Source organism: Inhella proteolytica, from assembly GCF_016093275.1.
In the GTDB taxonomy this organism is placed as follows: domain Bacteria; phylum Pseudomonadota; class Gammaproteobacteria; order Burkholderiales; family Burkholderiaceae_C; genus Inhella; species Inhella proteolytica.
On sequence record NZ_JAEDAK010000005.1, the window covers coordinates 255,722 to 269,562 of the forward strand.

Here is a 13,841-nt window from a genome sequence, read left to right on the forward strand (position 1 = left end):
TCCCATGGCCAACAACTCGTTACTTCTTCCGCCCCCGCCGCCGCCCGTGCGCGGCCGGGTGCTGCGCTGGACCGCCGCCGGCCTCCTGCTGGGCAGCCTGAGCCTGCCGGCCAGCGCGCAGACCATCACCGTTTACAGCAGCGTCAGCCTGCCCATCAGCGGCTCGCGCCAGCTCACCGCCTATGTGCCGCTCTCGCCCAACAGCGTGGTCTGGGCGGTGAACGGCATCCCAGGCGGCAACAGCACGCTGGGCACGGTCAGCAGCAGCGGCCTGTACACCGCGCCGGCCGTGGTGCCGCAGCCCAGCAATATCGTGGCCGTCACCGCGCGCAGCACCGCCTATCCGGACAAGGTGGGCAGCGCCAACATCACCGTGACGCAAGTGCAGCCGCGCCTGTGGAGCACTCGCCCCACCAGCGTGCCGGTGGGGGCCTACAGCCTGACCCTGAACGGCGCCGCCTTCGGCACCGACGTGAAGGTGCTGGTGGCTGGCATGCCGGCCTCCACCACGCGGCTCTCGGCCACGCAGATCATGGCCACCGGCACCGCGCCGGCCAGCTGGGCCGGCACCAGCCAGACCGTGCAGGTGCTCGCGCTCGGGCCCGGCAGCATCGGCTCGGACATCGTGCGCGTGAGCTTCACGGCGGCGGCGCCGGCTCCTTCGCCTTCTCCATCACCTTCCCCGTCACCGTCCCCCGCGCCCTCTCCCACCCCGGCGCCGCCGCCGGCTCCCGCACCCACGCCGGCACCGCCGCCCGCCCCGGCCCCGATCCCGCCCGGCACCGGCACCCCCAACCTGGCTGCCGCTCGCTTGCTTGATCAGGCCGCCTTCGGCCCCAGCCCCAGCAGCGTGGCACGCGTGCGCCAGCTCGGCGTCGAGGCCTGGCTGAACGAGCAGTTCCTGACCCCCGAGACCCCGGTGACCACGGGCAGCGACCGCCGCGTCGTCGCCCAGGGCTATCTGCACCGCCTCACCGAGGCGCCCGATCAGCTGCGCCAGCGCGTCGCCTATGCGCTGGCCCAGTTGCTGGTCATCAGCTTCAACAAGAACATCTACCCGGATGAGGTGGTGCCGCATCTGCGCACGCTCAGTGCCCACGCTTTCGGCAACTACCGCCAGCTGCTGGAGCAGGTGACGCGCAGCCCGCAGATGGGCAAGTACCTGGACCTGGCCAACAGCAACAAGCCCATGAACGGCTCCGCCGCGAACGAGAATTTCGCGCGCGAGCTGCTGCAACTGTTCTCCATCGGCCTGGTGCGCTTGAATCCGGACGGCACGCCCCAGCTGGATGCCAATGGCCGGCCCCTGCCCACCTACGACCAGGCCACCATCCAGCAGGTGGCGCTGGCGCTCACGGGTTGGACCTACCAGGGCAGCGGCACCAACAACTGGGAGAACTTCAGCGGCCCGCTGGTGCTGCGCGAGATCAACCACGACCCGCGCGAGAAGCGCTTCCTGGGCTGCGTGCTGCCCGCCGGCCAGGGCGCTGACGCCGACCTGCGCGCCACGCTGGACTGCGTGTTCAACCACCCGAACACCGGCCCCTTCGTGGCCCAGCGCCTGATCCGCCAGCTCGTCAAGAGCAACCCCAGCCCGGACTACGTGCGCCGTGTCGCGACCGTGTTCAACAACAACGGCAGCGGCATCCGCGGCGACCTGCGCGCCACCGTGCGCGCCATCCTGGTGGACCCCGAGGCGCGCAACGACCTGGCGGGCCTGAACGACGGCCGCCTGCGCGACCCGATCCAGCATGTGGCGGCCACCGCGCGTGCGCTGGGTGGCGGCTTCCTGCCCACCAATGCCGTCACCTGGGAACTCAGCCTGATGGCGCAGGAGCCGCTCACGCCGCCCTCGGTGTTCGGCTTCTACTCCCCGCTGTTCCGCCTGCCGCAAACCACGCTGAGCGCCCCCGAGTTCCAGATCTACACGCCCACCGAGGCCACGCTGCGCGGCAACCTGCTGTGGCAGATGCTGGTGCAACCGGGCGCGAACTGGCGCATCGATCTCACCCCCTACCAGGCCGTGGCCGGCAACACCACCGCCTTGGTGGACGCGGTGGACCAAAACCTTCTGTGGGGCCGCATGCCCCAGGCCATGCGCCAGAGCCTGGCCAATGCCATCAACGCCCAGCCGGACGCGCAGCAGCGCGTGCTCACCGCCCTCTACCTCACGCTGCTCTCGGGCCAGCACGCTGTTCAGCATTAAGGAGCAACGGCCATGAAACCCACCACCACCCGCCGCTCCCTGCTGCGCGCCGCTTGCGCGCTCACCGCCGCCGGTGCCCTGCCCACGGCGCGAGCACAGACGCAGACCGACTACAAGGCGCTCGTCTGCGTCTACCTGGCCGGCGGCTGCGACGGCCACAACGTCCTCATCCCCATGGAGACCGCCGCGCACGCCGCCTACCGCCTGGCGCGTGGCGCGCTGGCCCTGCCGGACAACAGCGCCACCCTGCTGCCCGTCAACAGCCCGCAGGGCGCGTTCGCGCTGCACTCCGGCCTGCAGGCCATCCACCCGCTGTGGGCCCAGGGCCAGCTGGCGGCGGTGGCCAATGTGGGCCCGCTGGCGGCACCCACCACGCGGGCGCAGATCCTGGCCGGCAGCGTGCCCCTGCCCAGCAATCTTTACTCGCACTCCGACCAGATGGTCATCGCCCAGGCCGGCAACGCCAACGGCGGCGGCACCGGCTGGGGCGGGCGCGTGGCCGATGCGGTCAACAGCCGCAACGGCAGCTCGCGCTTCCCGGCGGCCGTGTCCATCTCCGGCAATGCGCTGTTCGCCACTGGCGCCCAGGTGCAGAGCGCCAGCCTGCTGCCCGACAACAACCTCGACATGAGCGGCATGGCGGTGTGGCCCGACAGCGCCGCCAACGCCCGCCGCCAGGCGCTGAACGAGATCCTGATGCTGGACGGCGGCGTGCGCCTGGTGCAGGCCGCCAACCAGGTGCGGCGCGACGCCATCACCCTCAACGGCCTGCTGCGCAGCAGCGGCAGTGCCACCGTCAACACCGTGTTCCCCGGCACGAATCTCGGCCGCCAGCTGCGCCAGGTGGCGCGCGTCATCGCGCTGCGCAACACGGTGGGCATGCGCCGCCAGGTGTTCTTCTGCCAGCTTGGCGGCTTCGACACCCACTCGGCGCAGAGCTGGACCTTCTGGGACCTGCAGCGCCAGCTCGCCGAAGGCCTGGCCGCCTTCCACCTGGCGATGCAGGAGCTGGGCACGGCCAACCAGGTCACCAGCTTCACGCAGAGCGAGTTCGGGCGCACCCTGCAGCCCAGCGGCTCGGGTTCGGACCACGGCTGGGGCAACCACCTGCTGATGCTGGGCGGCGCGGTGCGCGGCGGCCAGGTCTACGGCCGCTTCCCCTACCCGGCGCTGGGCGGGGCGGACGACGCCAACGGCCGCGGCGCGCTGATCCCCAGCACCTCGCTGGAGCAGTTCGGCGCCACGCTGGCGCGCTGGTTCGGGGCGGACGCCACGGCCCTGGCCACGGCCTTCCCGAACTTGGCGGCCTTCACCCCACAAGACCTGGGCTTCATGGCCGCCTGAGGTGATCGGCAGTCGCGTGCTTCTGCTGGCGCCGGCCCCGGCGCTGGCGCCCTTCGTGCACGCCTTCGCACTGCGCCGGCCCTGCGCGCAGGCGGCGCCCCTGCCGGCGCTGCAGCGCTTTCCGGCGCAGTGGCGCGGCGCGCTCTCGCTCGTCAGCGAGGGCACGCTGCTGGACGGCCACAGCGGCGCGGCGGTGGGCCGGGCCGAGTTCTGCGGCCCGCGCCTGCGCCCCGGCCTGCGCCGCTACCGCGGCGAGCCGGTCGTCACCACCGTGCTGTTCCAGCCCGGCGTGCTGGGCGCCTGGCTGGGGCCGCTGCGCGCCCCCGCGCTCGAAGCCCGCGTGCCGGCCGAAGCGCTGCTGGGCGCCGCCGAAACCCAGGCCCTGCTGCGCCTGATCCACCCCGGCGACAGCCCGGCTCAGCAGGTCTGGCGCCTGGAGCAATGGCTGCTGGAGCGTCTGCAGGGCCTGAGCGTGGCGCCGCTTTGGCCCCAGACCGTGCGCGACTGGGCCGGCTTCGACGTGATGAGCTGGGCCGCCCAACTGGGCTGCAGCGCGCGCCAGCTGCAGCGCCGCGTGCAGGCCCTGCAAGGCCTCAGCCCCAAGCCCCTGCTGCGCGTGCTGCGCATGCAGCACTGCCTGCGCCTGCTGCACCAGCCCGGTCAGCCCGCCCAGGGGGCGCTGGCGCAGTTGGAGCAGATCGCCCAGGCCAGCGGCTACTGCGACGGCGCGCACATGGCGCGTGAGCTGCGTGCGCTGACGGGCAGCAGCCCGCAATCCCTGCGCGAGCTGCTGCAGCGCAGCGACCCCCGGCCCTGGATCCAGGAGCCCCTGTTGCAGCCCGGCCTCAGCACGCCCGGAGCGCGCGCCGCGGCGTGAACAGCACACAGGCGGTGGACCTTCTCGGGGCCACCGCCAGCGGCGTCCGGCCCGTTCCCCGTATCGTCCGGGCTCCCTGAACTGGCTCTCGCGACGAATCCGTGGCCGCCCACGGATCTGCGGCATGGTCTTGCGCACCTTGTTTCCGATTCCTTGGTTCCTCGGCACCGAGCGGCGCTTGGCCTGGCGCGCCCTGCTGCTCGCCGCGCTGTGCGCGCTGGGCCCGGGCGGCCTGCACGCGGCGGAGCCCACGCGCGTCCGCGTGCCCGCCTTCGATGCCCCGCGGGACGGCCGGCCGGGCTACTTCTTCGAGCTGCTGGAGCTGGCACTGAAGAAGACCCAGGACAGCCATGGCCCCTACGAGGTGCAGATCCTCAAGGAGGTGATTTCCCTGGAGCGCGCCGTGACCGAGCTGAAGAACGGGCAGCTCATCGATCTCGTGTTCACCGCCCCCAACCCGGGCCTGACCACCGGGCTGCGGCCCATTCCGGTGTCGCTGCTGAAGGAGCTGAACAACTACCGCATCCTGTTGATCCGCCAGGGCGAGCAGGCGCGCTTCGACCGCATCCGAACCCTGGACGACTTGCGCAAGCTCACCGCCGGCCTGGGTTCGCAGTGGGTGGACACGAAGATCATGCGGCGCAACGGCTTCACCGTGGAAGGCTCGGCCTGGCACGAGAACCTCTTCAAGATGCTGGCCGCCCAGCGCTTCGACTTCTTTCCGCGCGGCATCTACGAGATCCAGAGCGATTTCAAGAAGTACCAGGAGCTCGGCCTGGCCATCGAGGACAAGCTCTTCCTCTACTACGAGGCGCCGTTCTACTTCTTCGTCAACGACACCAACGCTCCGCTCGCCGAGCGCATCGAGCTGGGGCTGAAGCTGGCGCTGGCCGACGGCAGCTTCGACCGCCTGCTCACCAGCTACCCGGAGTTCAAGGCCGCGCTGGAGGTGCAGCACAGCGCCTCGCGCCGCCTGCTGCGCCTGGCGCCCCTGCCGGCCAGCTGCTGGGCGGCGCCCGCCAGCCAGCCGGCCTGCTGGGGCGGGCGCCGCGTAGTGTTAACAGGCCCTAGACGCGCAGGTCCACCTGCTGCAGCAGCCCCGGCCGGCCGTCCTCGTGCAGGTAGAAGCCGCTGCTGCGCAGCTGCCCCTCGGGCGAGCCCTCGGCGCCGCGCAGCGTGAAGGGCGTGGCCAGGCGCGCCAGGCTGAGCGCGCCCACGCCGGCCGCGCCCAGGGACTGCAGGCCGCCGCCCGGCCGCCACACGTTCAGCTGCTTCCAGGCGGGGTCGTTCTCGTCGATCCAGCCGTTGGCATCGGCATCCAAGGCCGCCAGCTCGGCAAAGCCATCGCCGCTGCGCGGGCCGAAGAGCTCGCTGCCGTCGTTGGCCACGCCGTCCTGGTTGCGGTCGAACACCAGCCAGCCGCGCCCCGGGCCCAGGCCGGGCAGGTTCTCGCGCACGCCGTCGGCATCGAGGTCGAAGTCCCAGCGCGGGCCGAGCAGGTCGGCGGCGGGGCCGTCGAAGTTCAGCACCAGCGGGTCCTGCACCGCGCTGGTCTCGCGCCGGTGTTCGAAGTGCAGTTGGCTCATTTCCAGCTTGAGCTCGAACTGCAGCTCGCGGCCATCGGCGGTGCGCACCGAGCCCTGCACCTCGAAGCGCGTGGATTCGAAGGAGAGCTGGGTCTCCTCGACGGTGCGCTGCGTGCCGCTCGGGGGCGTGGGGGCCGGGGTGGGCGCAGGTGCCGGGCTGGCGGCGGCGGGGGTCTCGGCCGGTCGCAGATCGGCCGCATCCGGCGCGTCCTCGGGGCTTTCCAGGCGGTCGATCGGATCGGGCGGCTGCTCGCCGAACACCAGCCAGAGCATGGCGCGCAGCAGCTGCATGCGTGGGTCGTGGCGCACGGCCTCGGCACTGGCCTGCGCCGGGTCGCTCACCGCCTCGGTGGCGGGCCGGGAAGGGGGCGCCGCCTGCGCCACCGCCTGGGCCGCGGGCGAGAACTGCGCACGCGTGGGCAGGCTGGGCCGGCCGTCGAAATCGGGCCTCCGGGTGCCGATCCAGGCACGGTCGGTTTCGCGGCGCTCAAGGCGCTGCCAGGAGGCATGGCCAGCGGCCAGCTCCAGCTCTGAGGAACTGATCTTCATCACGGCCTCCGCATAGGCGTCATGAAGCCTTGCTATCGGCCGCACGGGCGGCGCACTTGAGCGCCGTCTGTCAGTTTCAGAACCCGCGCAAATCCTGCGGCGGCGCGGCCAGCGGCGTGCCGCAGATGCGCTCCAGCGTGCGCTGCACGGTCTCGAGGTCGTTGTCGAAGCAGCCGTGGTCGGCCCGGATGGGCTTGCCCTGGGCGGTGGAAACCGAGTCGGCGTCGAGGATGCGCAGGCGCTCTTGCAGCGCGCTGTCGGCCACGGCGCGGCGCCATTGACGCAGGGCTTCGGCGGTGCTGGAGCTGCCCTCCCAGCTGCTGTAGGCCGGGTCCCAGGCGGCGGCCAGGCCGAGCAGGGGCGTGCGGCGGTCGGTCTCCAGCGCATTGGCCACCAGCCACAGCAGGCTCTTGCGGTAGATGCCGCCCACCGCGTCCTCGCGCTCGCGGCGCTCGCTCAGCAGGTTCAGGTGCAGGCGTTCCAGCACGCCGGGGTGGGCGGCGTAGTGGCGGTTGGCGAAGGCGATGCTGCAGGCCGGCGCGTAGAGCTCGACGGACTGCACCAGGCCCAGGCCGCCGCGCCGCGCCAGGCTGCTGAGCAGATGGCCCAGGAAGATGGCACCGGCCGAATGCCCGACCAGGTGCAGCTTCAGCGGCCCGCCCTGCGCCAGCTGCAGCAGGGCGGAGACGAACAGATCGCCGCCGCGCCCGGCCTCGAAGGCCAGCTCGGCATTGGCCTTCATCTCGCTCCAGATCGGCCGCACCAGGCTGCGCCCCACCGTGCGTTCGATGAGCGCGTCGGTGCGCTCGCTGATCTGTTCGCCCAGGCCGGCCGCGGGCGCGCCACCGCGCAGCAGGTTGCCCAAGGTTTCCATCAGGCCGGTCTTCCAGACCATGAAGAGGGGGTAGGCGCCGTTGGCCAGGGCCAGGCGGCCCAGCGCGCGGGCGCGGTGGATCGCGTCGCCCTCGCTGTTCAGGCCGCCATGGGCGTAGATCAGCAGCTGGCGCGGTGTGCCGCGGCGGAACTGGGCCTCGGGCAGGGCGGCCACCTGGTGCAGCAGGCTGCGCGTGGGTTCGTCCTCGCTGAGGTAGCGGTGCACGCGGCCGTCGTCGCCCAGCACCACGCTGTGCCGGTAGGCCTGCTCCTCGCTCCACCAGCCGGCGCCGGCCTGTGCGGCGCCGCTGCCGGAGCCGGGCGCGCGTGCTTCGATGCGCCCGGCCAGCACGCCGGGCACGCCCAGACCCACCACCCAGGCATCCATGCCATTGCTCAGCCAGTCGGCATAGCTCAGCAGGCCGAAGCCTCCGGCGCCCCAGCCCGGGCCCCAGCTGTTCTGCACCACGAAGCCCTCGCGGTTGAAGCCCACCAGGGCGAAGGCATGGCCGGCGTCGCCCGGGGCCTCGCCCTTGAACTCGATGCGCGGCAGGTCGGCATGGCTTTGCGGGCCGGGGTGGTCGCCGCGGCCATGCTGCAGCGCGTACCAGCCCGCGTGCACGGAGGCAGCGGCATAGACGGCGCCGACCTGCTGGATGGCGGCCTGCAGATCGGTGATGGCGCGCAGCTGCACGCGGAAGTACACGCCCAGGGTCTGCTCGGCGGCGCGGCGCGTGTAGCCGTAGCGCGGGCGCGCGTCGCCGCGTGGCCAGTCGCCGTTCAGACAGACGCCATGCTTGAAGAAGGCCTTGAGCGCGCCGCGGCAGCTGGAGCCCTCGTAGTCCTCGCCCGCGTACTCGTCGTAGCGGCGCGCGAAGCGGTACAGCATGTGCGGGCTGACGGATTCGAACGTTTCCGGCCGACCAGCGCTGCGCCAGCGCAGGTGGTTGACCACGCAGGCCAGACCAAAGCCGGTGCAGGCGCCTTCCTGACCCTGGTTGAGGATGAGCCCGGCGGCGGTGTAGGCGGGCAGGGCGGCGCGCACTTCGGTGTCGGGTGGGAAGGCGTCGAGCAGGTTGGTGGGTGGGGGCAGGTAGGGGCGGTCGCGCAGGTCCACCGGGTCCTTGCGGGCGGTGGCCGGGGCCGCCACGCTCTGGCGCGCGCGGGCCTGCACGGGCGGGCTCCAGGCGCATACGGCGGCAAAGCGCTCCAGTCCATGCGTGCCGCCGTTGACGAGCTTGCGCGCCGCCGCCCAATCCTGCGCTGCCATGGCCTTGCGCAGCCGCGGCGCCACGCCTTGCAGAAACAGGGCCAGCAACAGCGCGGCGACTTCGGGGGCGCAGGCCGCATCGGGTTGCGCCAGCAGGTCGAAGCCCAGGCGTTCGCCCAGGCGCTGGTAATTGGCGCGGCCGGTCAGCTGCACGAAGCCGCGGCCCTTGAAGCGGGCGCCATCGCCGGGCTCGGTATTGCCCAGCCGAGCCTGGCCCTCGTAGGCGCTGAAGGGTGCCTGGCCGTCGCGGGTGTTGAAGCGCGAGGGCGCTTCGGGGATGGGCAGAAAGCCCTCGGTCTCGGCGCGGATGGTGCCCAGCGCCGCGCGCACCAGCAGGGGGTCGACCAGCCCGCAGGCCTGCAGCGCCGCTTCCACATAGGGCCAGTAGCGCTCCACATTGGCCGGCTTGGTGGCAGGAAAAAGCGTGCGCACCTGGTGCAGCGGCAGCAGGGGCTCGAAGCCTTCGCGCAAGCCCAGCAGGCGCTGGCCCAGGGGCCCCAGGAGGCCGTCGGCCAGCAGGCCGACGCCGCTTTGCCAGCGCCGCAGCGCGGCCTCGCACAGGGCATCGAAGCGCTCCCCGCGCGCCAGGCCGGGGTAGTCGTCGGCATCGGCGCCGAGCTGCTCGGCCAGCGCGCGGCGCAGGGCCGCCACCTCGGGGCCGGTGCAGGAACGGAACAGCAGCAGCGTGGCCATCGTCGACTCCCCCTTCTGATGAAGGCGGGCATTGTGTTGGGGCCCATCCGGCGCAACCGTAGCAATTGGTTGCCTCGCACCGGCCAGGGGGCCGAGCCTTGACTTTCCGCCGCGCCAGCGGCCGTGACCGACACTGTCCGCGACTTCCCCTGGACCCTGCCGTGAGCGAACCCCTAGCCCAACACCTGCGCCGCCTGCGCCGCACCGGCCGCCGCGCCGACGCCCTGGCCCTGCTGGACACCGCCTGTGCCCAACGCCCGAAGGACGCCACGCTGGCGCGCTGGGCCTGGCAGCACCAGGCCTTCTGGTGGGAGCCCGTGCAGGGCCGCACGGTGCGCCTGCGCCGGCGTGGCCCCATCGACGCCGCGCTGCTGCGCCGCTGCTGGGGCGACCGCGACTTCATGCAGCGCTTCCACCGCCTGGCCAAGCCGCTGCCGGCCGACGACGGCGCCCTGCACGAGGCCCTGCTGCGCGAATACTGGGCCATCCCCGAAGAGAGCGGCGCCATGCACTGGACCATCGAGCGCCAGGGCCGCGGCTGCGGCTTCATCTCGGTGGTGGAGTGGTCGCTGCCGCAGCGCCGCGCCGAGCTTCTGATCGGCCTGCCCGAGCCCGAGGGCTGGACGGCCACCGAGGCCGCGCACCTGGCCATCCAGTGGCTGGCCCAGCGCGCCGCCGTGGAGCGCCTGAGCGCCTGCTTCTACGCCAACAACCTGGTGGCGCAGCGCCAGGCCGAGCACCTGGGCTTCGAGCGCGAGGGCGTGCTGCGCGGCCACTTCCGCGAACCCGACGGCCGCCGCACCGATCTGCACCTGGCCGGTCTGCTGCTGAACGTCGACTTCTTCCGCCGCACCGAACGCCTGCGCCAACGCGTGCTGGGCGCGGGCCTCGCCGTCAAGCCCTAAGCGCAGGACCCAGCTAGGAACTCCCCGCAGACGCGGGGACTGCAATTGCAAGCGATGGTGAGCAATTGCAAGGCGACCCCGCAACAAGGCGCGCGGCTTCCCACAATCCGCGCCGCCCTGTTTCTGCGGACCTGTCATGTCCCTCGCGTTCCTCACCTCCTTGCTCGGTGGTTTCACCGCCGAGCGCCGGCTCTATCGCGCCGAAGTCGACGGCCTCGGCCCCGACGACTTGCTGGTGGAAGCCTGGGCCGAACGCGAGGCCTTCAACCAGCCCTGGTCGCTGGAGCTCGTGTGCCTGAGCGAGAACCCGCTGCTGGACCTGGATGCCATCCTCGGCCAGCGCCTGCGGCTCTTTACGCGCCTGGCCGATGGCAGCGAGGGTGTGCGCAGCGCCCTGGTGCTCAGCATCGAGGCCGAGGAAGCCGACGGCGGCCTGGCCCGCTACCGCCTGCTGCTGGGCTCCTGGCTCTCCCTGCTGGGCTACGGCCAGCACAGCCAGGTCTGGCAGGAGCAGCCGCTCACCACCATCCTCGACGCCGTGTTCGGCGCCTACGCCCCGCAGGCGCAATGGCGCTATGCCGACTGCGTCGAACCCCATCTGGCCCAGTCCCCCTGGACCACGACGGAGGGCCTGCGCCCCTACGTCGTCCAGCACCGCCAGAGCGACCTCGCCTTCGTGCAGCGCCTGCTGCGCGAAGAAGGCCTGGTGCTGCGCTTCGAGCGCGACAGCGACACGGTGGTGATCCTGGCCGACAGCCCGAGCGAGGCCGCCTGCCCGGATCTCGGCCCGGTGCGCTTCCACCGCGACAACCCCACCGAGACCAGCGACACCGTGCAGGCCCTGGGCCAGGCCCGCTTCATCCCCACCTGGCTGTTGAGCGGCGTGGCCAGCCAGCCTGCTGCCGCCAGCGTGGTGGCCGCCGAGGTGCCGCTCATCAGCCAGAGCACGCTGGGCGAGGCCGCCCCGCGCCTGGAGCATTACGCCCACCTGGGCGAGCACAGCTGGGGCGTCGGCTTCGAAGGCCAGGGCCGCAGCCAGCTGGACCGCGCCCTGACCCTGGCGCAGGAAGGCTGGGAGGTGCAGCACAAGCGCTTCATCGGCCGCAGCACCGTGCGCCACTTCGCGGTGGGCCAGCGCTTCGAGATCCTCAACAGCCCACTGGACGTGCAGAGCAGCGAGGCGCGCGACAAGACCCTGCTGCTCAGCGCCATCGCCCACGTGGGCCTGAACAACCTGCCCAAGGCCCTGAGCGACGAGCTGGCCGCGCGCGGCTGGGCGCACCGCAGGGCGGATGCGCTGCCCGCCTGGGTCGGGCCCGAGCTGCGCAAGCAAGTGGCCCAGAACGGCTACGCCAACCGCTTCGCCTGCGCACGCGTGGACATCCCCTGGCGTCCGGCCTGGTGGGCGCTGGGCGTGGATGCCGCACCGATTGAAGAGCCCGACGACGAGCTGATCCCGCTGCTGGAGGCCATCCACCGGCCCGCCGGTACCGCGCTGCACCCCAAGGCGCCCTGCCCGGGCGTGCTCTCGGCCACGGTGGTGGATGAGCGCGGCAGCGCCGAGCCGCGCGACGCCCGCGTGGTGGGCGACGCCATGGGCCGCATCCGCATCCGCTACGACTTCCAGGGCCTGCCGCAGTTCGCCAACACCAGCGCCAGTTCCGTCTGGGTGCGCGTGCAGCAGAGCTGGACCGGCGCCTTCGGCGGCGCCCAGTTCATCCCCTGCCTGGGCCAGCAGGTGCTGGTCGATTTCATCAACGGCGACATCGAGCAGCCGCAGGTCATCGGCGCGCTCTACGACGGCCGCGGCGAAGGCGCCCTGCCCGCCACGCCCGGCGGCCTGGGCGGCGAGGAGGACCGCAAGCCCTACGCCCTCTCGACGGATCACAGCCCGAGCAGCCAAGGCAATCTGACCCAGGGCCACGCCCCCGCCTGGCACGGCGGCAGCCCCGAAGCGCTGGATGCCGAAGGCCAGCGCAACGCCAGCGCCATGAGCGGCTTCAAGAGCCAGGAATGGGATGGCAACACCGGCTACAACCAGCTCGTGCTGGACGACAGCGACGGCCAGCTGCGCGTGCAGCTGCACAGCTCCGCCCACAGCAGCCAGCTCAATCTCGGCCACCTGATCCACCAGGCCGACAACCACCGCGGCAGCTTCCGCGGCGAAGGCTTCGAGCTGCGCAGCGACGCCTACGTCAGCCTGCGCGCCGGCCAGGGCCTGCTGCTCAGCACCGCCCCCACCCAGGCCCAGGAACCCGCCGGCGACAACGCCCCCGGCATCGCCATCGCCAAGCAGCTCAAGCAGCTCGGCCAGGTGCTGAGCCAATCCGCCACCACCCACCTCGTGCCGCCGCTGATGGCGCACCTGGGCACGGTCAAGGCCAGCTTCAGCGTCCAGACGGAAAAGGAAGCCCCGACCCACGCCCTGCTCACCGCCCTCAAGGGCCTGGTGGACGGCACGGCCTGGGACGACGCGCTGAAGGACGCGCAGCAGCGCAACACCGGCGGCGACAAGCTGCCCCACACCGTGGCGCCGGTGATCGCCTTCCAGGGTCAGGGCGGCATCACCGAAGTGGCGGGGCAGGACCACATCCAGGCGGCAGGCCACACCATCACCGAGGCGGCCGGCGAGGACTTCGAACAAGCTGTGGGCGGCGACTACCGCCTGCACACCGGCCAAGCCATCGGCATCCTGGCCGGGGCGATCGCGCCGGGATCCGGCGCCACCGCCAGCGGGCTCAACCTGATCGCCGGGCACAAGGACATCACGATCCAAGCGCAGAGCGACACGCTGCAGGTCAATGCCCAGAAGCAGCTCACGGTGGGCAGCCAGACCCAGCACATCGACTGGGCCGCGGCCAAGAAGATCACCCTGGCCACCAGCGGCGGGGCCTGTATCGTGATCCAGGCCGGCAAGATCGACGTGATCGCGCCGGGGACGATCACGGTGAAGGCGGCGATGAAGGACATGATTGCGGCGGCGACGGTGGGGTATCCGATGCCCAAGTTGCCGGCTCTGCCCATCGAGCCACGGGATCTGAACTTCGAGATCTCGATCAAGGATTTGCCAGGCCCGGCGGGTCTTGGCGCGGCTGGGCGCCCCTGGGAGATCGTTCGACTTCAGCCTGGGATCGCCGCCATAGAGGATCCCGTGCAGCGGTGTGCGGCTTTTGTGGATCCGGCGTCCCGCATCGAGGTGTACTTCTCTGGCGTGACCGACCCCAGCGGCAAGGTGGTTCTGAGCCCGGAAGAGCGCAAGCAGCTGATGCGGCATGTCAGCGCCTTTGCAGGAGATGTTTGCCTCGTTTACGGCCTTGAGTGCGTCCCGCTGGTGCTAGGGCGGCACAGCAACGCAGATCCGCTGGCTGCTGAAGTCACTCGCATCATGGCCGCACGCAATTACGCACCTCGCTTCGCGGAGATGGACATGCACGAGGAACAAGAGCTGCGCCGCTGGGCCGAAACCGATTACGGCAGCAAGGTGCTTGGCAAGCCCAAGTCTGAAACCGATCTTTGAGTCGCAGGACTCCGCACATTG

8 protein-coding genes are annotated in these 13,841 nt (G+C 71.7%); 6 read left to right on the forward strand and 2 right to left on the reverse strand.

Annotated features, from left to right (window positions below; translation table 11 throughout):
* Nucleotides 1-4 precede the first annotated feature (4 nt).
* From I7X39_RS09670 to I7X39_RS09685, 4 genes are all read left to right on the forward strand, one after another.
* Nucleotides 5-2,206: a DUF1800 domain-containing protein gene (locus I7X39_RS09670; protein ID WP_198110943.1), complete on the forward strand. Its 2,202-nt coding sequence runs from the start codon at nt 5-7 to the stop codon at nt 2,204-2,206.
* A gap of 12 nt (nt 2,207-2,218) precedes the next feature.
* A complete protein-coding gene (locus tag I7X39_RS09675) occupies nt 2,219-3,550 on the forward strand; it encodes a DUF1501 domain-containing protein (protein WP_198110944.1) in 1,332 nt (443 codons plus the stop codon).
* A 1-nt stretch (nt 3,551) separates the two neighbouring features.
* A complete protein-coding gene (locus I7X39_RS23690; protein ID WP_198110945.1) occupies nt 3,552-4,427 on the forward strand; it encodes an AraC family transcriptional regulator in 876 nt (291 codons plus the stop codon).
* 124 nt (nt 4,428-4,551) lie between these two features.
* A complete protein-coding gene (locus tag I7X39_RS09685) occupies nt 4,552-5,607 on the forward strand; it encodes a hypothetical protein (protein WP_198110946.1) in 1,056 nt (351 codons plus the stop codon).
* Here I7X39_RS09685 and I7X39_RS09690 read toward each other — a convergent pair.
* Together I7X39_RS09690 and I7X39_RS09695 are read right to left on the reverse strand one after the other, a co-directional pair.
* Entirely contained in the window at nt 5,495-6,562 is a 1,068-nt protein-coding gene (locus tag I7X39_RS09690) for an SPM autocatalytic domain-containing protein (RefSeq protein ID WP_198110947.1), read from the reverse strand. The two genes, I7X39_RS09685 and I7X39_RS09690, sit on opposite strands and share 113 nt — an antisense overlap.
* A gap of 76 nt (nt 6,563-6,638) precedes the next feature.
* Nucleotides 6,639-9,398 carry a C1 family peptidase gene (locus tag I7X39_RS09695; RefSeq protein ID WP_198110948.1) on the reverse strand — a complete coding sequence of 920 codons (2,760 nt, stop codon included), beginning with the start codon at nt 9,396-9,398 and terminating at the stop codon, nt 6,639-6,641.
* A 161-nt stretch (nt 9,399-9,559) separates the two neighbouring features.
* On the opposite strand from I7X39_RS09695, the gene I7X39_RS09700 reads away from it, so the two are divergent.
* Both I7X39_RS09700 and I7X39_RS09705 read left to right on the forward strand, forming a co-directional pair.
* Nucleotides 9,560-10,303 (forward strand): GNAT family N-acetyltransferase, encoded by a 744-nt coding sequence (locus tag I7X39_RS09700; protein WP_198110949.1) that lies wholly within the window; start codon nt 9,560-9,562, stop codon nt 10,301-10,303.
* A 136-nt stretch (nt 10,304-10,439) separates the two neighbouring features.
* Nucleotides 10,440-13,820 carry a type VI secretion system Vgr family protein gene (locus I7X39_RS09705; RefSeq protein WP_198110950.1) on the forward strand — a complete coding sequence of 1,127 codons (3,381 nt, stop codon included), beginning with the start codon at nt 10,440-10,442 and terminating at the stop codon, nt 13,818-13,820.
* Nucleotides 13,821-13,841: the final 21 nt, after the last annotated feature.

Excerpts from the sequence above, each read along its gene's own strand:
- I7X39_RS09670 (WP_198110943.1), top strand. The coding sequence starts at position 5 with ATGGCCAACAACTCGTTACTTCTTCCGCCCCCGCCGCCGCCCGTGCGC.
- I7X39_RS09675 (WP_198110944.1), top strand. The coding sequence starts at position 2,219 with ATGAAACCCACCACCACCCGCCGCTCCCTGCTGCGCGCCGCTTGCGCG.
- I7X39_RS09685 (WP_198110946.1), top strand. The coding sequence starts at position 4,552 with ATGGTCTTGCGCACCTTGTTTCCGATTCCTTGGTTCCTCGGCACCGAG.
- I7X39_RS09690 (WP_198110947.1), bottom strand. The coding sequence starts at position 6,562 with ATGAAGATCAGTTCCTCAGAGCTGGAGCTGGCCGCTGGCCATGCCTCC.
- I7X39_RS09695 (WP_198110948.1), bottom strand. The coding sequence starts at position 9,398 with ATGGCCACGCTGCTGCTGTTCCGTTCCTGCACCGGCCCCGAGGTGGCG.
- I7X39_RS09705 (WP_198110950.1), top strand. The coding sequence starts at position 10,440 with ATGTCCCTCGCGTTCCTCACCTCCTTGCTCGGTGGTTTCACCGCCGAG.